We start from the raw sequence: 22059 nt of genomic DNA, 5'->3' as shown, positions 1-22059 counted from the left end.
GAAGTGTGAAATGAAAACATTATGCGGCTCTAATCGCTTTTTTCGATGACTTGATCGCATTGGCAGCGACTCTCGATTAGACCGGGCGCACGGATGCATGCCATGCTTGCGCGATCCGCAAATCGCTTCATTTTGGACGTATCGGGAGGGAACCTTCGATGATCATGTCACGGCCGCTGGGCTGGTTCTGGCTGCTGGCCATCGCTCTGCTTGCCTGGAATGTTATCGGGCTGGTGGCGCTGCTGTTTGATCCGGTGCTGGGATTGGGCGATGTCAGCAAGCTCGCACCGGAACAGCAGGCGCTCTACGCCGCCCGCCCGGCCGTCGCCTTCTACGGGTTCGTGCTGGCGACTTTTGCGGGCACGGCGGGCGTTATCGCGCTGCTGCTGCGGCGACGGATCGCGCTATGGCTGTTTGTCGCATCGGCGATTGGCCTGGTGCTGCAGAATGCGTGGCTGTTTGGAGACCCTGCCAACCTGACCGCCGAAGTGCTTGGTTTTCAGGCACTTGTTGCCGGATCGGTGGCGCTTGAAATCTGGCTGGCGCTCACCGCCAAGAAGCGGCGCTGGAGCCGGTAGCGCGAACAGCGCTTACATTTCGCCGCGCGCGCGGCGGATCGCGAACCATTTTTCGACGTTGCGGTTGTGGTCGGCCAGAGTGTTGGCAAACACATGCCCGCCGGTCCCGTCCGCAACAAAAAACAGCGCCTCGGTCCGTGCAGGGTTGAGCACCGCCTCGATCGACGCACGACCGGGGTTGGTGATAGGCCCCTTGGGCAGCCCGGTCATCGCATAGGTGTTGTAATCGTTGACGTCGGCAATCTCGGACTGGCGAATGCGACGGCCCAGCGGCTTGCCGCGGGTGATCGGATAGATGATCGTCGGGTCCGCCTGCAGCATCATGCCCTTGCGGATGCGGTTGGAATACACGCCGGCAATCATCCGGCGCTCGGAAGGCTTGCCAGTTTCCTTCTCCACGATCGCGGCCAGCGTGACCGCTTCCTGCGGTGTCTTGACCACGGTGTCGGGTGAGCGGTTCGGCCACAGTTCGGCAATCGTGTCCTGCATCGCCTTCTGCATCCGCAGCATCACCGCGATCCGCTTTTCGCCGCGCTCGAAGCTGTAGCTTTCGGGCAGGATCGAACCTTCCTCGGCCACGGGCACCTCGCCGGTGAGAAGGTCTTCGGCCATCAGTTTTTCGTGCACGAGAATGCTCGGCATGCCCTCGGGCACGGTGACCATGCGCAGTACCACCTCACCGCCCTGCAGGATGTTCAGGATCTGCGCGTTGCTGGCCTCTGCCGGAATGACGAACTCGCCCGCCTTGATGGGATCGCTGCTGCCGAACACCTTGGCGCGATTGAGAAAGGCTCCCGCCGAACTGATCGCGCCCTTTTCTTCCAGCACCTGCGCCGCGCGGGCCAGCGAACTACCGGCAGGCACGACGACCGAGAGCTGCTGCGTCGCAGGGCCGGACGCGGTCCAGCCCCAGTAGAAATTGCCGCCGATCAGCAGCACCAGTGCGGCCGCCCCGGCCAGAACGATGCATCCCAATCGGCGCAGCATGATGCGTTATACCGCCTTCATGATGAGGCTGGCGTTGGTGCCGCCAAAACCGAACGAATTGTTGAGCACGGCGGTCACCTTGCGCTTCTTGGCCGTATGCGGAACCAGATCAACGCCTTCGCAACCCTCGCTCGGGTTGTCGAGGTTGAGCGTCGGCGGAACGATCTGGTCGCGGATCGCAAGGATGCAGAAGATCGCCTCGACCGCGCCTGCGCCGCCGAGCAGATGGCCGATGGCCGATTTGGTCGAGCTCATCGAAACATTGGAAATGGCATCGCCGAACAATCGCTTGACCGCGCCCAGTTCGATGGTGTCCGCCATGGTCGAAGTGCCGTGCGCGTTGATATAGTCAATGTCGGCTGGCGTCATGTTGGCGCGCTTGAGCGCCATTTCCATCGACCGATAGGCTCCGCTGCCCTCAGGGTGCGGCGCGGTGACATGATAGGCGTCGCCCGACAGGCCATAACCCACGACCTCGGCATAAATCTTTGCGCCACGCGCCTTGGCCCGCTCGTATTCTTCCAGAACGACGACGCCTGCGCCCTCGCCCATCACGAAGCCATCGCGGTCCTGGTCATACGGGCGGCTGGCCTGTTCGGGGCGGTCGTTGTAGCTCATGTTGAGCGCGCGGGCCTGGGCGAAACCGGCAATTCCGATGGGGCAGATTGTGGCTTCCGCGCCGCCCGCCACCATGACATCGGCATCGTCGAGAGCAATCATCCGTGCTGCATCGCCGATCGAATGTGCTCCGGTGGAGCACGCGGTGACGACCGCATGGTTGGGGCCCATCAGACCGTATTTGATACTGACCTGGCCCGAGATGAGGTTGATCAGGCGGCCATGCACGAAATGGGGCGACACGCGGCCCGGGCCCTTTTCGGCCAGCAGCAGCGATTCACTCTCGATCCCCGGCAGTCCGCCAATCCCCGAGCCGATCGAACAGCCGGCCCGGTAGCGTTCTTCCTCGCTCATGTCGGTGAGCCCGGCATCCTCTAGCGCCTGGCCCGCCGCATCGATGCCATAGATGATGAAGGGATCGACCTGGCGCTGAATCTTGTGATCCACCCGCTTGTTGGGATCAAAGCCATAAGGATGATCGGCAGGCTTGACCTCGCAGGCGATGCGGCACTTCTGATCGCTGGCATCGAACCGGGTGATCGGCCCTGCGCCCGATTTGGCGGCGATGAGATTGCTCCATGCCGTCTCGACATCCGCACCCAGCGGCGTGACCAGACCCAAACCTGTAACGACTACACGGCGCATTCGCCTCACTCCTGAAAACTTCTGGCGCAGCGCGCGCCAGGCGTTGCCGCCATGCCGCTGCTCGCTAAAACGAAAAATGGCCTCCCCGGTCGCAGTGCGACAGTCAGGGAAGCCATCTTACTCTTCACATGGGCCACCGCTTTTGCACGGCAACGCAGCCCGCCATGTTCTGGCCGAAGCGGCGTCGTGCCGGTGCAATGGGCCCAGCCCCTGTGGTCGCCGCTGATCAGCCCTTGTGGCTGTCGATATATTCGATGGCATCGTTGACGGTGCTGATCTTTTCGGCAGCATCGTCAGGAATTTCGACGCCGAACTCTTCTTCGAACGCCATGACCAGCTCGACGATATCCAGGCTGTCTGCGCCCAGGTCGTCGATGAAGCTTGCGTCTTCGGTGACCTTCTCTGCTTCAACGCCGAGATGCTCGATCACGATCTTTTTAACGCGGTCCCCAGTCTCACTCATGCAGACTTCCTTCGATTTGTGTGTAACTAAAATTTGCGAACTGACATTCACCGCCCGCCCTAATGCCGCTTTGCGCGGCTGGCAAGAGGGCTGGCACGGCTCGCTGCGTTACAACATCGCCATGCCGCCATTGACGTGCAGCGTCTGGCCGGTGACATAGCCTGCTTCGCGGCTGGCCAGATAGACCACGGCTGCGGCGACATCATCGCCTTCGCCCAGCTTGCCTGCCGGAATGCGCCCGAGCAAGGCCGATTTCTGCGCTTCGGGCAGAACCTCGGTCATGGCCGACGCGATAAAGCCTGGAGCGACGCAGTTGACAGTGATGTTGCGACTGGCAAGCTCTGCGGCCAGCGCCTTCGACATGCCGACCAGCCCAGCCTTGGATGCGGCATAATTGGCCTGGCCGGGGTTGCCAGTCGCGCCGACCACGCTGGTGATCGAGATCATGCGACCAAAGCGCGACTTCATCATCGGCTTGGCTGACGCGCGGCACAGGCGGAACGCGGCTTCCAGGTTGACGCGGATGACATCGGACCATTCATCGTCCTTCATCCGCATCGCCAGATTGTCGCGCGTGATGCCGGCATTGTTGACCAGGATGTCGAGCGAGCCCAGCGCCTCGACCGCACGCGGCACCAGCGCATCGACGGCTGCGGGATCGGAAAGGTCACACGCCAGCGCCACATGATCGCCGCCGAGCGTGGCTGCAAATTCGTTGAGCTTGGCCTCGTTGCTGCCGGACAGCGCCAGCCGCGCACCATGCGCAGCAAGGCCGCGCGCAATCGCCGAACCAATGCCACCGCTTGCGCCAGTGACCAGTGCGGTCATGCCTGTAAGATCGAACATGCGAAATTCTCCTAGTAGCGCCTCACCCTAGCCCCCTCCGCTCAGCCTGAGCCTGTCGAAGGCCTCGGGAAAACGCTGGTGTCGATGCGGGGCCTTCGACAAGCTCAGGCCGAGCGGGCGGGGTTGATGGGGTTATTGGTCTCTATCAAACCATCTCGAGCAGGCTGTCGATATCGCTCATTTCGACCAGGCTTTCGCTGGCAACATCCTCGACGATCCGCTTGATCATCGGCACCAGCACCTTGCCGCCCAGCTCGATGAAGTGATCGACCCCGGCATCGCGCATCGCGATGACCGACTCGCGCCAGCGCACCATGCCGGTGACCTGATCGACCAGCAGCGTGCGGATCTGTGCGGGATCGCTGACCGGCGCGGCAGTGACGTTGGCGAACAGCGGCACGCACGGAGCGTTGATCACGGTGTCGGCGAGCGCCTCGGCCATCCGGTCTGCGGCAGGCTGCATCAGCGCGCAATGGAACGGCGCGGAGACCGGCAACATCATTGCCTTGCGCGCACCCAGTTCCTTGGCGATCGGCAGGCAGCGTTCGACAGCAGCGGCATGGCCGGAGATGACCGCCTGACCAAAGGCATTGTCATTGGCAACGGCGCAGACCTGGTCGCCGGCGGCCTGTGCAGCTGCCTGCACCGCCTCGTCGAACTCGATGCCCAGCAGCGCCGCCATCGCGCCTTGGCCGACCGGCACGGCAGCCTGCATCGCCTGTCCGCGCAGCTTGAGCAGCCGCGCGGTGGTGGCCAGGTCCAGCGACCCGGCAGCGCACAATGCGCTGTATTCGCCCAGGCTGTGCCCTGCGACATAGGCAAAAGGCACCGGCGCATCGCCCGCTTGATGCTGCAACACGCGCAGCACCGCGATGGCATTGGCCATGATGGCGGGCTGGGCATTTTCGGTCAGCTGAAGCTCGTCTGCAGGCCCGTCGCACATCAGCTGGAACAGGTTCTGCCCCAAAGCCTCGTCGACCTCCTGAAAGACCGCGCGTGCCTCGGCGCTGGCTTCGGCCAATGCCTTGCCCATGCCGACCTTCTGGCTGCCCTGCCCTGGAAAAATGAATGCGCGTGTCATGACCTTAGCTGTCCCTCGCCCGATCTGCCTCAAGCGCGCTCGAGCCCTCCAGCCCCGCGCGTCAAGCGCCGCCCGTTATCCACCTTGCCGCGGCGTTGCAAGGTGCTTGCAGCAGGTTAATTGATCAATTAACTCCACGGAATGGATGATACACTCTTTGCCGCCCGGCTGGAAACGCTTTGCCGCAAGACGCTGGGCGGGGATGGTCCGCTGGGCAACCTCAAGCGGCTTTCGGGCGGCGCGAGCATGCAAAGCTGGCGCTTCGCCTGGGGCAATGAGCTCCTGATCCTGCGCCGCATGCCCGAAGGTTTGCACGGGGATGATGCTGCCATCGATTCCGGCGCGCTCAGCCTTGATGGCCAAGCCGATGTCATCGAATGTGCAGGTGAACTCGGCGTGATGGTACCCGCCGTGCGCGCCAGGCTGACCCCCGAGGACGGGCTGGGCGAAGGCTTCGTGATGGCCTGTGCACCAGGCGAGGCCCTGCCCCAAGTTCTGCTGCGCGACCCCGCCTTCATTCCTGCGCTGGACCGGCTGCCTGGCCAATGGGCCGAACAGTTGGCGGCAATCCATGCCATCGCGCCTGCGCGCCTGCCAAAATCGCTGACGTATCGCGCACCGGCAGACATGCTTGCCGATCTGGAAGCCCGCTGGCGCGATCTGGGAGGGACCTCACCCATTTACGCACTGGCGTTCGGCTGGCTGGAACGCGCACTGCCCGCGCCTGTCGAGCCGCGCCTGTGCCATGGCGATTTTCGCATGGGCAACCTGCTGATCACGCCGGACGGGCTTTCCGCCGTACTCGACTGGGAGCTCGCGCATCTGGGCGATCCGGTGCAGGATCTGGCCTTTGGCTGCATCCCCAGCTGGCGCTTTGGCCACTATGAAAAGCCGCTGGGCGGCATCGCCCGTCCCGAGGCCATGCTGGAACAGTATGAAGCCATGACCGGAGTGCGCGTCGACCCGGCGCGTTTCCGCTTCTGGCTGGTATATTCCTGCCTCTGGTGGGGCGTGTGCTGCCTGGTGATGGCCGATATCTGGCGGCGCGGCGACCAGAGCGGTCCTGAACGCCTGGTCATCGGCCGTCGCGTATCCGAGGTGGAGATCGACCTGATGCTGATGCTGGCCGACGAACTGCCGTCCGTCGCAGCGCCGATGGTCTGGCCTGCCACCAAGCGGCTGCCCGAACATGGTGTTCCGACCGGCGCGGCACTGGTCGACGCGGTGAGCCTGTGGCTGGATGCTCAGGTCGCCGCCTCCGCCACTGGGCACAGGCGGTTCGAGGCCAGGGTCGCGATCAACGCCCTGGGCATGGCCGCACGGGATGCGGCGCTGGGTCCGGTGTTCCAGTCGGCACAGGCAGCGCGACTGGAACAGATGGGTCTTGATGCCACCAGCCTCATGCAGGCAGTACGGCACGACCCTGCAGCGATGACCCCTGCGCTGCACGACCATTTGCGACGGCTGGCAGCAGAAAATTGCCTGATCGACCAGCCGCGCTATGCTGGCCTTCCGGTGGCGCAGGCATCCTGGACCTGACGCGCCTGTCCATCCCAAAATATTATAACTTCAAGGCAAATTGCCCCTTAATCGGGGCTGATGCCGGTCGTTAAGGGTGATGAATGTTAAATTAAGGACGATTGGGTCAACCGATGGCAGAACCTCAGGCGCAGCGTGGCAATCTCAGGGACAGAATGAGGCTTGCCGCGTCAATTCTGGCGGGTCAGGCCAAGGTCGAAGAAGAAGCTCCAAAGCAGGAAACCGCCTTCGGCAACATCACCAAGCAGATGTACCTCAAGGTCTTTTCGTTTCTTGAGCAGGTGCAGCTCGACCCGTTGCCAGACCATTACAAGCTGGGCTGGGAATATCTCAACGGCGGCAACAGCACGCTGCGCACCGCTGTCAACCGCAAGCTCGATACCAACGGACGCCTGTCACCCGAAATGGTCGCGGAGATCATGGACGAGTGCGAAGGCGTGATGAAGGTCAAGGACCTCAACGCCCTCGTCGCCGAGAGCGAAGCCCTGCTGTCTGGCGGGTTCAAGACCCTGAGCAAGAGCGGCAAGGAAAGCATGGCCTATGCCGAAGCGCTGCAGTCGCGACTGGACTGGATGCGCGATCTCGACCCTGCCGAGCAGGCCGACATGCCGATCGAGGCGCAGTTCAAGGCGCTGCTGAAGATCACCACGCAGATGATGCAATCGACCAAGAAGGCCAGCGAGAGCCTGGACGAAAGCACCAAGAAGCTCAGCCAGATGCGCAACCGCCTCGACGAAGCCAACGACAAGGCGCAGCGCGACCAGCTGACCGGGCTGCCCAACCGCTGGGCCTTCGAACAGCAGTTTTCTGCCGCGACCATCCGCGCCAAGGAGCGTTTCGAACCGCTGTCGGTCGCCTTCATCGACATCGACCATTTCAAACAGGTCAACGATACGCATGGGCATGAGGCAGGCGACCGCGTGTTGCAGCTGGTTGCCAAGGTTCTCGATGGCTTCGGGCGTGGCAACTGCCACCTGGCCCGCCACGGCGGCGAAGAGTTCGTGATCGTGCTGGAAAACACCAGCACGGCCGAGGCCAAGCAGCAGATCGATGTGGTGCGCGAGGAACTGGCCGAACGCACTCTGGTCAACCGGGACAATGGCGCGCCGATCGGCCGGATCACATTTTCCGCCGGAGTCGCACCGTTCGTTCCAGGTGAGCCCAATCGCCAGGTGCTGCGCAATGCCGATGCTGCGTTGTATGAGGCGAAGAACTCTGGCCGCAACCAGGTGCTGATCTACAGTTCGCACCATTAAATCAGGCTGCCAGGCCGCCAGAGAAGGTTTCCCGAGCTCAATGCCGCTTTTTATTGCCTCCACACTTGCTTTCCTGCGCCTTTTGGGTATTAGCCGGCGCTTGCCTTCGGACGACTGACGTCTTTTGAGGGCATCGAAGAAAGCCGGAGGGGTGTGTCGCATGGTGCGCACATCAGCGATCGGCAGATGAACAAAGGAAGCCTTGCACATGCCGCTTTACGAGCATGTCTTTCTGGCGCGCCAGGACCTGTCACAGGCCCAGGTTGACGCGCTGGCCCAGACCGCAACCGAGATTGTCGAACAGAACGCAGGCAAGGTCACCAAGACCGAGACCTGGGGCCTGCGCAACCTCGCCTACAAGATCCAGAAGAACCGCAAGGCACATTTCGTGCTGTTGAACATCGAGGCCCCCGCTGGCGTTGTCGCCGAGCTGGAACGCCAGACGTCGATCAACGAAGATGTCATCCGCTATCTGACCGTGCGCGTTGACGAGCTGGAATCCGGCCCGTCGGTGATGATGCGCAAGCAGGACCGCGAACGTCGCCCCCGCCGCGACCGCGACGCTTGAGCCAGGAAGGATAAAGACACATGGCACGCCCATTTTTCCGCCGCCGCAAGTCCTGCCCGTTTTCGGGCAAGAACGCTCCCGCCATCGATTACAAAGATGTGCGCCTGCTTCAGGGCTTCATGTCCGAACGCGGCAAGATCGTTCCCAGCCGCATCACTGCCGTTTCCGGCAAGAAGCAGCGTGAACTTTCCAAGGCCATCAAGCGCGCACGCCACGTCGGCCTGCTGCCGTACATCGTGAAGTAAGGAGCAAGAGACATGCAGATCATTTTGCTCGAACGGATCGAGAAGCTCGGCTCGATCGGTGACGTCGTCACCGTCAAGGACGGCTACGCCCGCAACTTCCTGTTGCCCAACAAGAAGGCCCTGCGCGCCAACGAAGCCAACCGCAAGGTCTTCGAAGCCAACCGCGAGCGCATCGAAACCGAAAACGTTGCCAAGCGCGACGAAGCTGCCAAGCGCGCCGAAACGGTCGATGGCATGCAGGTCGTGCTCATCCGCGCCTCGTCGAACAGCGGCCAGCTTTACGGCTCGGTTTCGGTTCGCGACATCGCTGATGCGCTGGTTGCAGATGGTGCCACCGCCGTCACCAAGGCGATGATCATTCTGGAACGTCCGATCAAGACGCTGGGCGTATTCCCGGTCAAGATCGCGCTGCACCCCGAAGTTTCGGTGAGCGTCACCGTGAACGTCGCCCGCAGCGACGACGAAGCCGAGCTGCAGAAGGCCGGTGTCGACGTGATGCAGCAGATGTTTGAAGAAGATCAGAAGCCTGCCGGGTTCGTCGAAAAGTTCGACCCCAATGCAGAGCCTGGCCTCATCCAGACGGATGAACCCGAAGAAGACGGCGAAGACGCCGCCTGATCGGGCTTCACAGCCAATCACGAAAAGCCGGGTTCCAGCGATGGAGCCCGGCTTTTTTGTTGGGCATCGCAGCCGATGAGACAATCCGGGTCAAAGCACGCCGAGTGCCACCATGCATCCCAGCACAACGGCGGCCAGTGCCGCTATCAACGCAAATCCCTTCCGGTTCATTGATCCCACCTTTCGTTGGTCATCTTGTGCCCATCTGTCTGTGCAAGGATCATTGCACGGGCGGCGAGACGACTTCCTGATTGAACCTCTGGGCCAGCACGACGAAGTTGGTCACCTCGCGCCGCAGCGTGCCCCGCTTCACCCCGAAATCGCTGATCAGATAGCGGGCGACAAAGGGTTCGCCGGCAACCGAGATGCCGGCCTTGCTGAATTCGTACATCCGGTTGAAATCGCCGGCGGCCTGCGCGAGGTTCTGCGGATTGCGCTCTGCAGGCTTGGGCCAGAACGACAGCAGATACAGCCCCTGGCACTGGTTGGGCTCGTTCGGCGGGCAGGCTGTGAAGAACATGTTGATCTTGAGCTGACCAAAGCTCGCCTCGACAAACGGGCGTCCCTCGGGGGTCTGCCGATCCGCGATGGTCACTGCAGCGCCAAACGGAGCCAGGATCTCGCGCACGCTGGCAGGGGTGAAGGCATTGACCTCGACACGGTCATCGGCGTTGCCTGCGGCCGCCCCCTGCGCGTGCGCCCAACCGGTTGTCATGGTCAAGGCAGCTGCGGCCAGGACGCAACGTCCAAGAAACGTCGAGCCTGTGTTCAGCATGGTCATCGCTCTATCCCCTCGCCTGTGCTTTGCGTCATCATAGGCGGCGCCCGCCCGCTTGCAACAGCCTGGAATCGCGTTCCGGCGAGCCGATTGAATTCGGCATTGAATGTCGTTATGCGCTGAACATGAGCACCATCGAAACAATCATCGATCAGTTGACCGAGCATTACGAACGCTCCGTCGCCAATCTGCAGTCTGCCATTCGCGCGTTTGTCGATCATGGCACCCCGCCCGATCCCGCCCTTCGCCTCAACGGCGCGTTCAGCTATCCGCTGCTGCGGGTCGAATATGATGGCCATGAACATGGCACGGTGCCCGGGCTATCGTTCGGACGGCTCAACGCCCAGGGCGTCTATTCCACCACGGTAACCCGCCCGCGGCTGTTTGCCGACTATCTTACCGAGCAGCTGACCCTGCTGCGCGAAAATTACGATGTGACCATGTCGGTCGGCCCAAGCCAGCAGGAAATCCCCTTTCCCTACGTGCTCGACGGGCTTTCCGGATCTGGTCTGGGGACCATCACGCCGCTTGAGCTGGCGCGGTATTTCCCGACAACCGAGCTGGCCGATATCGGCGACGAGATCGCTGACGGTTTCCTGTCATTCGGTCATGGGTCAGAGCGACCATTGTCGCTGTTCGATGGGTTGCGCACCGATTTCTCGCTGGCGCGGCTGCGGCATTACACCGGCACGCCGCCGGAGCATGTGCAACGCTTCATCCTGTTCACCAACTACCATCGCTATGTCGACGAATTCGTCGGCTGGGCATGCAGCCAGATCGGCAAGGGCCATTATACCGCCCTGTCTGGCGCAGGCGGACTGTACACCGATCAATCCGGCGCCGACCCCAGCCAGCTCGTCGCCGATAGCGCGTGGCGGCGGCACCAGATGCCCGCCTATCACCTGATCGCACCGGACTTTGGTGGCATCACCCTGGTCAACATCGGCGTTGGCCCTTCCAATGCCAAGACGATCACCGATCACTTGGCGGTGCTGCGGCCTGAAGTGTGGTTGATGATCGGCCATTGCGGCGGCCTTCGCCCCACCCAGCGGATCGGCGACTATGTTCTCGCCCACGCCTATCTGCGCGACGACCACATCATGGACGAGGTGCTGCCACCTGAAATTCCCATCCCGCCGATCGCAGAGATCCAGCAGGCGCTGGCCGGTGCAGCCGAGGAGATCTCGGGCACCAGCGGCGCCGACCTCAAGCGGCGGATGCGCACCGGCACGGTGGTCACCACCGACGACCGCAACTGGGAGTTGCGCTATTCGGCCAGCGCGCTGCGTTTCTCGCAGTCGCGCGCGGTAGCGATCGACATGGAAAGCGCCACCATCGCCGCCCAAGGCTATCGCTTCCGCGTCCCCTACGGCACGCTGCTGTGCGTGTCTGACAAGCCGCTGCATGGAGAGCTCAAGCTGCCGGGTCAGGCGAATCGCTTCTATGAAGAGGCGATCGCGGCACACATGCAGATTGGCATCCGCACCTGCGAAATCCTGCGGCAGGAGACGAACAGCCTCCACAGCCGCAAGCTGCGCGCGTTCAACGAACCCCCATTTCGTTGAGCCTGGCGGGCTGAGTTACCGTAACATCTGCATATATTTGCAGGTATGGATTGACGAAGGTTACAGGCTAACCCTAACTTGAGGGCATGCCCCAGCGCGTCCACATTGCCCGTGAGTTGGCCGAAGTCTTCAAGCTGATCGCGCATCCTGACCGGATTCGTCTGATCGAGGAACTGCGCACCGGCGAGTGCGATGTGAACACGTTGGCGGAGAAGCTGAATCTTCCCCCTACCCGGCTATCCCAGCACCTCAGCCTGCTGCGTACTGCGCGGATGGTGGAGGAACGGCGCCTTGGTCGCCAGCACCTCTATCGCCTGGCTCAGCCGCAGATTGCCGGCTGGATTACCGACGGACTTGCCTTTGTCGAGGCCCGCGCTCCAGCCGCTTTGGCCGGAGAACTTCGCGAGGTTCGCGAACTCTGGTCCTGATCGTCCTCCCCATATAGCCTCAAAGGAGCCTCCCCATGCCCCATTTCGCCGCCGGCGTTGTCCGCTTTCAGACCGAAGTCTTCCCTGAAAAGCAGGAGCTGTTCGAAAGCCTGGCCAAGGGCCAGTCACCCGAAGCCCTGTTCATCACCTGCTCTGACTCGCGCATCGAAACCGCGATGATCACCCAGACCGAGCCGGGCGAGCTGTTCATCTGCCGCAACGCGGGCAACATCGTTCCGCCACACACGCAGCAGACCGGCGGCATGACCGCATCGATCGAATTTGCAGTCGCTGCGCTCAAGGTTCCGCACATTGTTGTCTGCGGCCATACCGAATGCGGTGCGATGAAGGGCGCGATGAACCTGGCTGGTCTCGACAGCCTGCCCCATGTCCGCGAGTGGCTGGGCTATACCCGCGCTGCCGTTGAAGTGGTCAACCACATCGGTGCCGATCTCGATGAAGCCGGCAAGATGAACCTGCTGCTCGAGCAGAACGTCATCCTTCAGCTCAACCACCTGAAAACCCATCCGTCGGTCGCGGCGCGCATGGCAGCAGGCGAACTTCAGCTGCACGGCTGGGTGTATGACATCCGCACCGGCGATGTGAAGGCATATCACGCGGAAACAGAGACGTTCATCCCAGTCCATGAACATTACGCCAGCGAGATGGCGGCGATAGCGCTTGCCAAACACGAATGTGCTGCCTGATAATTTCAGCATAACCTCCCTGCCCCCAGGAGCATGATGATGACCGCGACTACAGCCCCGTTGGGCGAATTTGAGACGATGAAAAAGAGCTGGCCGCAAGACCTGCTCGCTTCTGTCGTCGTGTTTCTGGTGGCGCTGCCGCTGTGCCTTGGCGTCGCGATCGCATCGGGCGCGCCGCCGGCCCTCGGTCTGATCACCGGCATCATCGGCGGGATCGTCGTGGGATCGCTGGCCGGGTCCCCGCTTCAGGTCAGCGGCCCCGCTGCCGGCCTGGCGGTGTTATGCTACCAGCTGGTCGACGAACATGGCCTGATCATGATGGGCGTTGTCGGCTTTATCGCTGGCGCGCTCCAGCTCGTCGCCGGCGTCGCCCGGCTCGGTCAGTGGTTCCGCGCGATCTCGCCTTCGGTGATCCACGGCATGCTGGCTGGGATCGGCGTGCTGATCCTGGGGTCGCAGTTCCATGTGATGATCGATGACAGCCCGCGTGGAAGCGGTCTGGAAAACCTGTTGTCGATCCCGGAAGCGATTTACAAGGCGGTGTTCCCGATGGCGATGGACAGCCATCATCTGGCGGCCATCGTCGGTGTTTCGACGATCGCGGCGATCCTGATCTGGAACCAGTTCAAGCCCAAGTCGCTGGCCGTTGTCCCCGCGCCGCTGATCGCGGTGATCGTGGGCACGCTCGTCGCCCTGTTCGCCGGGTTCGACATCAACCGGGTGACCGTACCCGACAATATCGTCGCCTCGCTCAACATCCCCACGATGGAAGCGTTGCAGCGCGGCCTCTCGATGGACATCATCCTGCTGGGCGTCGTCTTTGCCTTCGTCGCCAGTGCCGAGACGCTGCTGTGCGCGACGGCTGTCGACCAGATGCACACCGGCCCGCGCACCAAGTATGACAAGGAACTGCGCGCGCAGGGCATCGGCAACATGCTGTGCGGTACCGTGGGTGCGCTCCCCATGACGGGCGTGATCGTGCGCTCTTCGGCGAACGTCCAGGCCGGCGGCAAGTCGCGGCTTTCGGCGATCATGCATGGCGTGTGGATCCTCGGCACGGTGGCCGCCCTGCCCTGGCTGCTCGCCTATATTCCGACCTCCGCCCTCGCCGCGATCCTGGTCTACACCGGCTACAAGCTGGTCAACATCGCGCAGATCAAGAAAATCGCCACCTATGGCAAGGTCGAGCTGGTCATCTATTTCGCCACTCTGGGCGGCATCGTGGTGTTTGATCTGCTCACCGGCGTCATCATCGGCTTCGTGCTGGCAACGGCGAAGGTCGTCTACACCTTCACGCACGTTCGGGTTGATCTGGAAGATGACGAGATGGCCAACCGTACCGATGTCTTCCTGCATGGCTCCGCCACGTTCTTCTCGATCCCGCGGCTGGCCAGCGTGCTGGAGACGGTGAAGTCGGGCCGCGAAGTGCACGTCCATGTCGAACATCTTGATCATATCGATCACGCCTGTCTCGACATGCTGGGCGCATGGGAAAAGCAGCACAATGCAACCGGCGGCACGATGGTCATGGAGTGGAAGGACTTGCGGGACCGCTATGCCTCTCCGTATCAGAAGATGCAGGACGCCACCGACAACAATGGTGGTCACGATGGACCGGGAGACGGGCCAAAAAAAGCCCAGCCGGTGCTTGAACCGGCTGCCTGAACCAACAGGCATAACATCTGGGCAATGATGAAGACGGCCACCGGAGCGATCCGGTGGCCGTTTTTGCGTCTGGTCATCGAAAGAAATGACATTCTGGTCGATGCCGAGGGAACAAAGCCAAAATCGCGGCGTATTGGTTGCGATGCTGGAGATGCTCTGCGCGTGTCCGGCCCGACAATAAGGAGACGACCATGAGTGACGCCATCAAGACTGCCGCCGCGCGGATCAAGGAAGATGCGCTGAACCTTGCAGAGCGCGCACGCGCCGAGGCGACCAGCGCCTTTGCATCGGTCAACGAGAACCGTGAAGAACTGCGTACCAAGGCGACCGAAACCGCCAAGATGGCCGGAGATGTGATCGCGGAGAATGCGCGCATCGCTTCCGATCTGGCGCGTCGCAATGCGAACGCAGCAGCGACGATCATTTCGGACAACGCAAAGTCCTTGACCAACGAGATTGGCCCGTTGCGCGACAAGGCAGAAGAGTTCGCGCACGACGCGACCGAGCGTCTGTCTGTTGCTGCGCGTGAACTTTCGGAGAAGGTCAGCGAAAACAGCCGCTATGCGGCGCAGCAGGCGCGTGCCCATCCGGCTCTGGCCCTGGGCCTGGCAGCAGGCGGGATTGCCCTGATTGCCGCTGCGGTCGCGTTGAGCCGTCGCAACAAGAACGTCCCCGTCAATGCGGCGGACGAAAACAGCGATTATGTCGATCAGAACGTTGTGCCCTCGACGGCCAGCGCCGCCGGTGCACCCTATAAGGTTCATTGATCGACCAACAGTTAGGGACCGCGCGCGATTCCCTCATGCGCGGTCCCTCGGGGCCTGTTTTCCAGATAGAGGCGCCCCCCGCTTCAGGAGGGCAGGCCCCACTCCATACCATTCAGCAAGGGCAAGTGGCGCGGCTTACCAGCCGCACTGCTTGCCCTTGTTCTGTTCCTTCAGCCATGTCTGGAGCGGCGCGAAATATTCGACGAGCGCGGTGCCGTCCATTTCGCGTGATCCGGTGAACGCTTCAAGCGCATCGGGCCAGGGCTTGGACGCACCCATTTCCAGCATCGCATTGAGCCGCGTCCCCACGTCCTTGTTGCCGTAGAAGGTGCAGCGGTGCAGCGGTCCCTTCCATCCCGCGATGTCGCAGGCGGCCTTGTAGAACTGGAACTGCAGGATCCGCGCGAGGAAGTACCGCGTATATGGGGTGTTGCCGGGGATGTGGTACTTGGCTCCGGGGTCGAACGCATCATCCGGGCGGTCGGCAGGTGGTACGATCCCCTGATACTGGAGGCGCAGCGCGGTCCACGCATCGTTGTAACCGGCAGGCTTGATGCTGCCATCGAACACGCCCCAGCGCCAGCGATCGACCAGCAAGCCGAACGGCAGAAACGCGAGCTTATCCATCCCCTGGCGCAGCAGCAGGCCCAGGTCCTTGTCAGCGCCGGGCACCCTGGACTTGTCGAGCAGGCCGATCTCGACAAGGTAGTCGGGCGTGATCGACAGCGCGACCATGTCGCCGATCGCCTCATGGAAGCCGTCGTTGGCCCCATCGAGGTGCAGCGGATCCTGCGTGTTGTAAGCGCGCTGGTAGTAATTGTGTCCCAGCTCGTGATGGATGGTGGTGAAATCGTCGGCATTCACCTTGATGCACATCTTGATGCGAATATCGTCCTTGTTGTCGATATCCCAGGCGGACGCATGGCAGATGACTTCACGGTCCGCCGGCTTCACGAACTGCGAGCGCTGCCAGAAGGTTTCCGGCAAGGGTGCAAATCCCAGTGACGAGAAGAACGCCTCGCCCCCCTTCACCATCCTGATCGGGTCGTATTTCTGGGCAGTCAGCAATTCGGTGACGTCAAAGCCGATGTCGCCTGCGCCTGTGGGGGCTACGACATCATAGATGTTGCCCCATTCCTGCGCCCACATGTTGCCCAGCAGATCGGCGCGGATCGGGCCGGTCTTGGCCTGTACCGCATCGCCATATTTCTCGTTCAGCTTGGTGCGCGTGTAGCAATGCAGGTCGTCATACAGCGGCTTGACCTGCTGCCACAATTTCTCGGTCAGCGCGGCGAACTCGTCGGCGCTCATGTCGTACTGGCCGCGCCACATCGCACCGACGTTCTTGAAGCCCAGTTCGCGCGCGCCCTGGTTGGCAATGTCGACCATGCGCGCATAGTCGTCCTTCATCGGCGCGCCGACATTGTCGTGCCAGCTGACCCACATTTCCTTGAGCTGCTCAGGATCACGGCTGTCACCCATCGCGGCCTCGATGTCCGATCCGTTGACCGGCTTGCTATCGATCGTGCCTTTGCCCTTGCCGTAGATCGACTGCAGGTTGGTGGCGATGGTGTTGAGCTCAGCGGCTGCGCCTTCGGTGGTCGGCGCGGGCAGCACGATGCCACCGCGCATCTTGTCGAGCTTGCGGCGGGTTTCCTCGCTGAGGCCCGCAACATCGTTGAACTTCGCCGCTTCCAGCGCGAACCGCACCTGCATCTCGGTACCTTGCGCCCCCACCTCTGCGGCCAGCGCATTGGTGTCGTCGGTCAGGTAGGTGGCGTTGATCCAGAACACCCGGCTGGCCGAGACGGTGTAATCGAACATCTCCTTTTCAGCGCGGGCGATGAAGGCTTCAGCATCGGCAGCAGTCGGCTTGGAGGCGGCGATCTGCGGAGCGACCTCTTCGGCAAAGGCAGGGGCGCACACGGTCGCAACCGACAATGCGATCACGGAGGCGATGGATTTCAGGCATTTCATCTGGGGCAATCCCTTGTCGTTCGACTTTTCAGGCACGGACGATGGAACTGCCGGGTCGCAGCGTCAAGTGGTCAAGAATGAAACTATCTCTTCGGCCAAAGCCGGCTCGAGCACGCTTGACATGTGGGTGCCCTTGATCTCGCGATAGGTCGCATCGGCAAGTTGCCGCGCCAATTCAGGCGCACTGCCATTGTCCTGATCATCAGCGCCGCACACAACCAGCACCGGCACGTCACGCGCCACCAGCGCATCGGTATCGACCTCGCCAAAGCTGTCCAGCAACAGCCGCGCTGCCACCGGATCGATCCCTTGCGTCTTCATGAAAGCGACCGCCATGAAATGCGGATCGCCGCGCTTCACCTCGTCGCGCCGGTCAATCGCGGTGACAAAGAAATCGCGCCGCCGTCCCCATCCGGTCAGCCCTTCCCAGCCCATGCCCGCCATGATCGCCTTGCCGGGGGTGACGCCTGCTGCCAGCAGCTTGGCCGTCGTCCGCGCGCCCAGCGAAAAACCGCCCAGGTCGAAGTCGTCAAGGCCCAGCGTCTCGATCAGCGACAGCGCATCATCGACCAGCACATCGCGCGGATAGGCGGCAGGGTCATGCGGTGCGCCGCTTTGCGCGTGCGCGCGCAGATCGGGCATGATCACGCGAAAGCCGGCCCCTGCCAGCCTGGCGGCATGGCCAAACTTGATCCAGTTGGTCTCGGCGCTCGAGAACAGCCCGTGCAGCAGCAGCAGCGGCCTGCCCTCGCCGGTTTGATGCACGGCAAGCTCTGTGCCGTCGAACGAGCGGATGCGGGTGGTAGCGATGCTGTACGTGGGTTCGGTCATCCCCGCTCTTTAAGGCCAGCCTGCTCCATGCGCCAGATGGCAAGATCGATCCGGTCCTGGCCAAAAAACGGTTCGCCATCGAAGACCAGCGTCGGCACGCCCCAATGGCCCGCCATTTCGAGCGCTTCCTGATTGGCAGCGAGCTCGGCGTCAAGCGCCTCCGCGTCGGATGCAGCGATCGCTTCCAGTTCGGCAAGGTCCAGCCCAGCCCGTTGCGCGGCGCCTGCCAGATGATCGCCCTCGTGCCAGCCCGCCGTGCCGCCCCAGATGAGTTGCGATACCTCGTCGCAGAACGCCAGGCTCTTGCCCTGTCGCGCGGCCACCTGCCCCATGCGGGTGATGCGATAGACATAGGGCTGGTCGGTCGCGATCGTCCGCGTCGCGATGTTCTGGACAATCGGGTCCGGGTTGGGCGGAAAGAACGGAATCCCCAGATATTGCGACAGCCGGAACACGTCCGTCAGCGTGTAGCGCAGCCAGCCAGGCTGGCTTTTCTCGAAGAAATCCGGTTGCCTCACCGCCAGAGGATAGACCGGGCGAAGGTTGAGCTTGAGGTCGTACCGTTCCTCCATCGCCCGATATCGCCGCATGGCGAGATAGCTGTAGGGCGAGCGGAACGACCAGAAAATGTCAGCTGTCAATGTCATGACATACAGACTGCCAAAACCGTCCCGGCAATGCAATCACCAAGCGCACCACCCCTCAATTGATTTAATATCATATGCTATTATGTTGATAGCTATGAACGACTCGATAGGTTTTCTCGTCAATGACACCGCGCGGCTCTTCCGGCGCATGTTCGATGCCAACATTCGCGATCTGGGGATGACCAGCCTGCAATGGCGGGCGGTGGCGCGGCTGCATCGCGAGCCAGGCATGCGCCAGAGCGAGCTGGCCGATCTGCTCGAGGTGGAGCCGATCACCCTGTCGCGAATGATCGATCGGCTGGCCGATTCGGGCATGGTCTGCCGCAAGCCCGATCCGACCGATCGCCGCGCCTGGAACCTCTACCTGACCGACAAGGCACAGCCGCTGATGGCGCAGCTCCAGCGCGAGGCAGACCAGGTGCAGGAGCTGGCACTGACCGGGCTTGACGATTCAGAGCGCGCCGTCCTGGCCAGGCTGGTGGAACGGATGCGGAGCAATCTTTCGCGCAGGGAGACAGTCGATGCTTGAGGCAGACAACGGCCAATCTACCGACACCAGCGGGACAAGCTCCATCGCAGGCGAGGACAGCCATCATCGCCCTGCCCCGCCTGTCATTGAACCAGGGAAGAAACGCCGCTGGCCAGCGCGCGCGCTGATGCTGTCGGTGCCGTTGGCGCTGGCGGCGGTGGGCGGATATCTGTGGCTGTCCGGCGGGCGCTATGTCACCACCGACAATGCCTATGTGCAGCAGGACAAGGTCGCGGTTTCGCCCGAGGTGGGCGGACGGATCATCGATGCAAGGGTGCGCGAAAACATGACGGTCGCCCAGGGCGATATCCTGTTTCGCATCGATCCTGAGCCTTACCAGCTGGCCGTACGCCAGGCGAACGCCGATATCGCCGGCGCGCAGGTCAGTGTTGCAACGCTCGCGAGCGAAGCACGCTCGACCGGCGTCGGCATTGCTGCTGCGCGCGATGCCATTGCCTATGCGCAGATCGATCTGGAGCGCCAGCAGGCTCTCATGCAGCGGGGCTTTACCACCAGGGCGCGGCTCGACGAGGCCGAGCGCAAGGTCGAGATTGCGCGCGAGCAACTCCGTGCCGCACAGGCCGAAGCCGCAGAGGCCAGCGCGCGGCTGACGACGGGCAGCGCGATGCCGGGTGTCAATCCCGCGGTCGCCCAGGCCATGGTGCGGCGCGATGCCGCCGCGCTCAACCTTGACCGCACGATCGTTCGCGCACCGGTCAGCGGACGCGTGGTGCAGGCCGAGCGGCTGCAGCCCGGCCAATCGATGGTCGTGGGCCTGCCTGCGCTGACCATCGTTGCCGACAACCGCAGCTGGATCGAGGCGAATTTCAAGGAAACCGATCTGCACCACATGCGGGTGGGACAGGCTGCCGAAGTGCGGCTGGACGCCTATCCCGATCTCAAGCTGACGGGCCGCGTCGACAGCATCGGCGCGGGCACCGGCTCTGAATTCTCCATCCTCCCCGCGCAGAACGCCACCGGCAACTGGGTCAAGGTGACACAGCGGGTGCCGGTGCGCATCCGGCTGGACAGTCGTGGCACACCCAAGCTGATCGCGGGACTTTCTGCTGAGGTCACTGTCGATACCGGCAAGCGGCGCTAGGGGTCCCGCCGCAACATGGCCAGCCGTGCCGCGCCCCGTTCTGGCACCCCTCCTCCGGCGCGCACCGCCCAGCCGCCGGGCGTTTCGGATGTGCCCGCCATGGCCGTGCGCCACAAGGGCCTGCTGACACTGGCCGTAATGATGGCGACGATCATGCAGATCCTCGACACAACCATCGCCAACGTCGCCCTGCCCCATATGCAATCGAGCCTCAGCGCCACCGCAGACACGATCACCTGGGCCTTGACCAGCTATCTGGTCGCCACCGCGATCGCCATCCCGATCACCGGTTGGCTGGCCGAGCGCGTCGGTTCGCGCAACCTGTTCATCTGGGCTGTCATCGCCTTCACCGTCTCTTCGATGCTGTGCGGGGCGGCGACCACGTTGACGGAAATGGTGCTGTTCCGCGCCATCCAGGGAATCAGCGCCGCATTCATCGGTCCGCTGTCGCAGACCGTGTTGATGGACATCAACCCGCCCAGCGGGCAGGCCAAGGCGATGTCGATCTGGGGCATGGGGATCATGATCGGGCCGATCATGGGGCCTGTGCTGGGTGGATGGCTGACCGAGAACTACAGCTGGCGCTGGGTGTTCCTGGTCAACGTGCCGGTGGGCATCGTCACCGTCGCGCTGCTGGTCTGGTTGCTCCCCAGCCGTGACCCCACCGACCGCAAGTTCGACCTGTTCGGCTTTTCGATGCTGGCCCTCGGCCTGGCATCGCTGCAGATCATGCTCGATCGCGGCACCCAGCTGGACTGGTTTTCCAGCCCGGAGATCCTGCTGGAAGCCGCGGTCGCCGTGTCGTGCCTCTGGGTTTTTGCAGTGCACATGATCTGGGGCAGGAACCCGATGTTCGACCGCGCGATGCTGGCCAACCGCAACATGGCGGCCGCACTGATCTTCATGCTGGTGGTGGGCGTGGTGATGTTCGCCAGCATGGCGCTGCTGCCGCCGATGCTGCAGCAGCTGTTCGGCTATTCGGTGCTGGACACCGGATTGCTGCTCGCCCCGCGCGGGCTGGGAATCCTGGTCAGCATGGGCGCTGCCGGATGGCTGGTGACACGGATGGACCCCCGCTGGGTGATGGTCACCGGTGCGATGATTTCCACGGTGTCGCTATGGATGATGACCGGTTGGTCGCTGGAGATGAGCTGGCAACCCGTGGTGGTGGCGGGACTGATCCAGGGCCTCGGCATGGGTCTGGTGTTCATCCCGCTTAACATGATGGCCTTTGCCACGCTCGAGCCGCGCCACCGCACCGACGGGGCCAGCCTGCTCAATCTGTCACGCAGCCTGGGCGCTTCGATCAGCATCTCGGTGCTGACCACGCTGCTCAGCTTCAACATCCAGGTGAGCCACAGCGATCTGGCGTCGCACATCACCGATACGTCGATGTCAGCGATCGACCCCAACACCGCGCAGAAGTTCGGTGCGCTGGGCGATGCCGCGATGCTCGCGGTCAATGCAGAGATAAACCGCCAGGCCGCGATGGTCGCCTATATCGATGATTTCTGGGCGATGATGCTGGTCAACCTCGCCGCCATCCCCCTGCTCCTCCTGCTCCGCCGCCCGCAGGGCATGGCAAGCGCGCCGGTGCATATCGGCGAGTGAAAGGGTGA

Annotated in this window: 23 protein-coding genes; 14 read left to right on the top strand and 9 right to left on the bottom strand. The window is 62.7% G+C overall.

Going from position 1 to position 22059, the window contains the following annotated elements; genetic code table 11:
- Positions 1-158: 158 nt before the first annotated feature.
- On the top strand, positions 159-578 hold the full coding sequence (locus tag D618_RS17600; protein ID WP_017670255.1) for a hypothetical protein: 420 nt from the start codon (positions 159-161) through the stop codon (positions 576-578).
- Between the two features lie 12 nt (positions 579-590).
- Here D618_RS17600 and mltG read toward each other — a convergent pair whose 3' ends face one another.
- The 5 genes from mltG to fabD form a co-directional block, all read right to left on the bottom strand.
- The gene (mltG, locus tag D618_RS0104255; protein ID WP_026091271.1) at positions 591-1562 is read right to left on the bottom strand and encodes an endolytic transglycosylase MltG; all 972 of its coding nucleotides are present in this window, start codon (positions 1560-1562) and stop codon (positions 591-593) included.
- Between the two features lie 9 nt (positions 1563-1571).
- Positions 1572-2828: a beta-ketoacyl-ACP synthase II gene (gene fabF, locus D618_RS0104250; protein WP_026091270.1), complete on the bottom strand. Its 1257-nt coding sequence runs from the start codon at positions 2826-2828 to the stop codon at positions 1572-1574.
- Between the two features lie 226 nt (positions 2829-3054).
- Positions 3055-3291, bottom strand: a complete 237-nt coding sequence (locus D618_RS0104245; RefSeq protein ID WP_023836488.1) for an acyl carrier protein — start codon at positions 3289-3291, stop codon at positions 3055-3057.
- Positions 3292-3399: 108 nt separating this feature from the next.
- Positions 3400-4137, bottom strand: a complete 738-nt coding sequence (gene fabG / locus D618_RS0104240; protein ID WP_017670251.1) for a 3-oxoacyl-[acyl-carrier-protein] reductase — start codon at positions 4135-4137, stop codon at positions 3400-3402.
- Positions 4138-4282: 145 nt separating this feature from the next.
- The gene (fabD, locus tag D618_RS0104235; protein ID WP_017670250.1) at positions 4283-5218 is read right to left on the bottom strand and encodes an ACP S-malonyltransferase; all 936 of its coding nucleotides are present in this window, start codon (positions 5216-5218) and stop codon (positions 4283-4285) included.
- A gap of 141 nt (positions 5219-5359) precedes the next feature.
- Between fabD and D618_RS17595 the strand changes: the two genes are divergently transcribed.
- From D618_RS17595 to rplI, 5 genes are all read left to right on the top strand, one after another.
- The gene (locus D618_RS17595) at positions 5360-6757 is read left to right on the top strand and encodes a phosphotransferase family protein (protein ID WP_017670249.1); all 1398 of its coding nucleotides are present in this window, start codon (positions 5360-5362) and stop codon (positions 6755-6757) included.
- A gap of 113 nt (positions 6758-6870) precedes the next feature.
- Positions 6871-8013, top strand: coding sequence for a GGDEF domain-containing protein (locus tag D618_RS18915; protein WP_081590405.1), 1143 nt, complete (start codon positions 6871-6873; stop codon positions 8011-8013).
- A gap of 208 nt (positions 8014-8221) precedes the next feature.
- Positions 8222-8581, top strand: a complete 360-nt coding sequence (rpsF, locus tag D618_RS0104220; RefSeq protein ID WP_017670247.1) for a 30S ribosomal protein S6 — start codon at positions 8222-8224, stop codon at positions 8579-8581.
- Positions 8582-8601: 20 nt separating this feature from the next.
- Positions 8602-8826, top strand: coding sequence for a 30S ribosomal protein S18 (rpsR, locus tag D618_RS0104215; protein ID WP_017670246.1), 225 nt, complete (start codon positions 8602-8604; stop codon positions 8824-8826).
- 12 nt (positions 8827-8838) lie between these two features.
- Positions 8839-9444, top strand: a complete 606-nt coding sequence (rplI, locus tag D618_RS0104210) for a 50S ribosomal protein L9 (RefSeq protein ID WP_017670245.1) — start codon at positions 8839-8841, stop codon at positions 9442-9444.
- Positions 9445-9664: 220 nt separating this feature from the next.
- Here rplI and D618_RS0104205 read toward each other — a convergent pair whose 3' ends face one another.
- Complete coding sequence (locus D618_RS0104205; protein WP_238550593.1) at positions 9665-10159, bottom strand: YbjN domain-containing protein; 495 nt, start codon at positions 10157-10159, stop codon at positions 9665-9667.
- Positions 10160-10347: 188 nt separating this feature from the next.
- On the opposite strand from D618_RS0104205, the gene D618_RS0104200 reads away from it, so the two are divergent.
- From D618_RS0104200 to D618_RS0104180, 5 genes are all read left to right on the top strand, one after another.
- Complete coding sequence (locus tag D618_RS0104200; RefSeq protein WP_017670243.1) at positions 10348-11787, top strand: AMP nucleosidase; 1440 nt, start codon at positions 10348-10350, stop codon at positions 11785-11787.
- Between the two features lie 86 nt (positions 11788-11873).
- Positions 11874-12215, top strand: a complete 342-nt coding sequence (locus D618_RS0104195; RefSeq protein ID WP_017670242.1) for a metalloregulator ArsR/SmtB family transcription factor — start codon at positions 11874-11876, stop codon at positions 12213-12215.
- Positions 12216-12250: 35 nt separating this feature from the next.
- On the top strand, positions 12251-12922 hold the full coding sequence (locus tag D618_RS0104190; RefSeq protein WP_017670241.1) for a carbonic anhydrase: 672 nt from the start codon (positions 12251-12253) through the stop codon (positions 12920-12922).
- A gap of 39 nt (positions 12923-12961) precedes the next feature.
- Positions 12962-14587 carry a SulP family inorganic anion transporter gene (locus D618_RS0104185; protein WP_238550586.1) on the top strand — a complete coding sequence of 542 codons (1626 nt, stop codon included), beginning with the start codon at positions 12962-12964 and terminating at the stop codon, positions 14585-14587.
- 191 nt (positions 14588-14778) lie between these two features.
- On the top strand, positions 14779-15354 hold the full coding sequence (locus tag D618_RS0104180; protein ID WP_017670239.1) for a hypothetical protein: 576 nt from the start codon (positions 14779-14781) through the stop codon (positions 15352-15354).
- 135 nt (positions 15355-15489) lie between these two features.
- Here D618_RS0104180 and D618_RS0104175 read toward each other — a convergent pair whose 3' ends face one another.
- The 3 genes from D618_RS0104175 to D618_RS0104165 form a co-directional block, all read right to left on the bottom strand.
- Entirely contained in the window at positions 15490-17331 is a 1842-nt protein-coding gene (locus D618_RS0104175; RefSeq protein ID WP_017670238.1) for a M2 family metallopeptidase, read from the bottom strand.
- A gap of 63 nt (positions 17332-17394) precedes the next feature.
- A complete protein-coding gene (locus tag D618_RS0104170; protein ID WP_017670237.1) occupies positions 17395-18162 on the bottom strand; it encodes an alpha/beta fold hydrolase in 768 nt (255 codons plus the stop codon).
- Positions 18159-18809, bottom strand: coding sequence for a DsbA family protein (locus D618_RS0104165; RefSeq protein WP_017670236.1), 651 nt, complete (start codon positions 18807-18809; stop codon positions 18159-18161). Before D618_RS0104165 ends, D618_RS0104170 begins: the two co-directional genes overlap by 4 nt.
- A 94-nt stretch (positions 18810-18903) precedes the next feature.
- On the opposite strand from D618_RS0104165, the gene D618_RS0104160 reads away from it, so the two are divergent.
- From D618_RS0104160 to D618_RS0104150, 3 genes are read left to right on the top strand one after another with little or no spacing between them, the layout of a single operon-like run.
- A complete protein-coding gene (locus D618_RS0104160; RefSeq protein WP_017670235.1) occupies positions 18904-19338 on the top strand; it encodes a MarR family transcriptional regulator in 435 nt (144 codons plus the stop codon).
- Positions 19331-20440: an HlyD family secretion protein gene (locus tag D618_RS0104155; RefSeq protein ID WP_017670234.1), complete on the top strand. Its 1110-nt coding sequence runs from the start codon at positions 19331-19333 to the stop codon at positions 20438-20440. The genes D618_RS0104160 and D618_RS0104155 overlap by 8 nt, the downstream gene beginning before the upstream one ends.
- 15 nt (positions 20441-20455) lie before the next feature.
- Positions 20456-22051, top strand: coding sequence for a DHA2 family efflux MFS transporter permease subunit (locus D618_RS0104150; RefSeq protein WP_040370213.1), 1596 nt, complete (start codon positions 20456-20458; stop codon positions 22049-22051).
- The last annotated feature ends 8 nt before the right edge of the window (positions 22052-22059 follow it).

The sequence above is a fragment of the Blastomonas sp. AAP53 genome, assembly GCF_000331245.1.
GTDB lineage: Bacteria > Pseudomonadota > Alphaproteobacteria > Sphingomonadales > Sphingomonadaceae > Blastomonas.
This window is presented reverse-complemented; position numbering and strand designations above follow the sequence as displayed.

What these genes read in the sequence shown, in the direction of transcription:
- D618_RS0104190 (WP_017670241.1), top strand. Translation starts at nt 12,251, where the DNA reads ATGCCCCATTTCGCCGCCGGCGTTGTCCGCTTTCAGACCGAAGTCTTC.
- D618_RS0104185 (WP_238550586.1), top strand. Translation starts at nt 12,962, where the DNA reads ATGACCGCGACTACAGCCCCGTTGGGCGAATTTGAGACGATGAAAAAG.
- fabF (WP_026091270.1), bottom strand. Translation starts at nt 2,828, where the DNA reads ATGCGCCGTGTAGTCGTTACAGGTTTGGGTCTGGTCACGCCGCTGGGT.
- D618_RS17600 (WP_017670255.1), top strand. Translation starts at nt 159, where the DNA reads ATGATCATGTCACGGCCGCTGGGCTGGTTCTGGCTGCTGGCCATCGCT.
- D618_RS0104160 (WP_017670235.1), top strand. Translation starts at nt 18,904, where the DNA reads ATGAACGACTCGATAGGTTTTCTCGTCAATGACACCGCGCGGCTCTTC.
- rpsR (WP_017670246.1), top strand. Translation starts at nt 8,602, where the DNA reads ATGGCACGCCCATTTTTCCGCCGCCGCAAGTCCTGCCCGTTTTCGGGC.
- D618_RS0104205 (WP_238550593.1), bottom strand. Translation starts at nt 10,159, where the DNA reads ATGACAACCGGTTGGGCGCACGCGCAGGGGGCGGCCGCAGGCAACGCC.
- D618_RS0104195 (WP_017670242.1), top strand. Translation starts at nt 11,874, where the DNA reads ATGCCCCAGCGCGTCCACATTGCCCGTGAGTTGGCCGAAGTCTTCAAG.
- D618_RS0104150 (WP_040370213.1), top strand. Translation starts at nt 20,456, where the DNA reads ATGGCCAGCCGTGCCGCGCCCCGTTCTGGCACCCCTCCTCCGGCGCGC.
- rplI (WP_017670245.1), top strand. Translation starts at nt 8,839, where the DNA reads ATGCAGATCATTTTGCTCGAACGGATCGAGAAGCTCGGCTCGATCGGT.
- D618_RS18915 (WP_081590405.1), top strand. Translation starts at nt 6,871, where the DNA reads ATGGCAGAACCTCAGGCGCAGCGTGGCAATCTCAGGGACAGAATGAGG.
- rpsF (WP_017670247.1), top strand. Translation starts at nt 8,222, where the DNA reads ATGCCGCTTTACGAGCATGTCTTTCTGGCGCGCCAGGACCTGTCACAG.
- D618_RS0104200 (WP_017670243.1), top strand. Translation starts at nt 10,348, where the DNA reads ATGAGCACCATCGAAACAATCATCGATCAGTTGACCGAGCATTACGAA.
- D618_RS0104245 (WP_023836488.1), bottom strand. Translation starts at nt 3,291, where the DNA reads ATGAGTGAGACTGGGGACCGCGTTAAAAAGATCGTGATCGAGCATCTC.
- D618_RS0104155 (WP_017670234.1), top strand. Translation starts at nt 19,331, where the DNA reads ATGCTTGAGGCAGACAACGGCCAATCTACCGACACCAGCGGGACAAGC.
- fabG (WP_017670251.1), bottom strand. Translation starts at nt 4,137, where the DNA reads ATGTTCGATCTTACAGGCATGACCGCACTGGTCACTGGCGCAAGCGGT.
- fabD (WP_017670250.1), bottom strand. Translation starts at nt 5,218, where the DNA reads ATGACACGCGCATTCATTTTTCCAGGGCAGGGCAGCCAGAAGGTCGGC.
- D618_RS17595 (WP_017670249.1), top strand. Translation starts at nt 5,360, where the DNA reads ATGGATGATACACTCTTTGCCGCCCGGCTGGAAACGCTTTGCCGCAAG.
- D618_RS0104165 (WP_017670236.1), bottom strand. Translation starts at nt 18,809, where the DNA reads ATGACATTGACAGCTGACATTTTCTGGTCGTTCCGCTCGCCCTACAGC.
- D618_RS0104170 (WP_017670237.1), bottom strand. Translation starts at nt 18,162, where the DNA reads ATGACCGAACCCACGTACAGCATCGCTACCACCCGCATCCGCTCGTTC.
- D618_RS0104180 (WP_017670239.1), top strand. Translation starts at nt 14,779, where the DNA reads ATGAGTGACGCCATCAAGACTGCCGCCGCGCGGATCAAGGAAGATGCG.
- D618_RS0104175 (WP_017670238.1), bottom strand. Translation starts at nt 17,331, where the DNA reads ATGAAATGCCTGAAATCCATCGCCTCCGTGATCGCATTGTCGGTTGCG.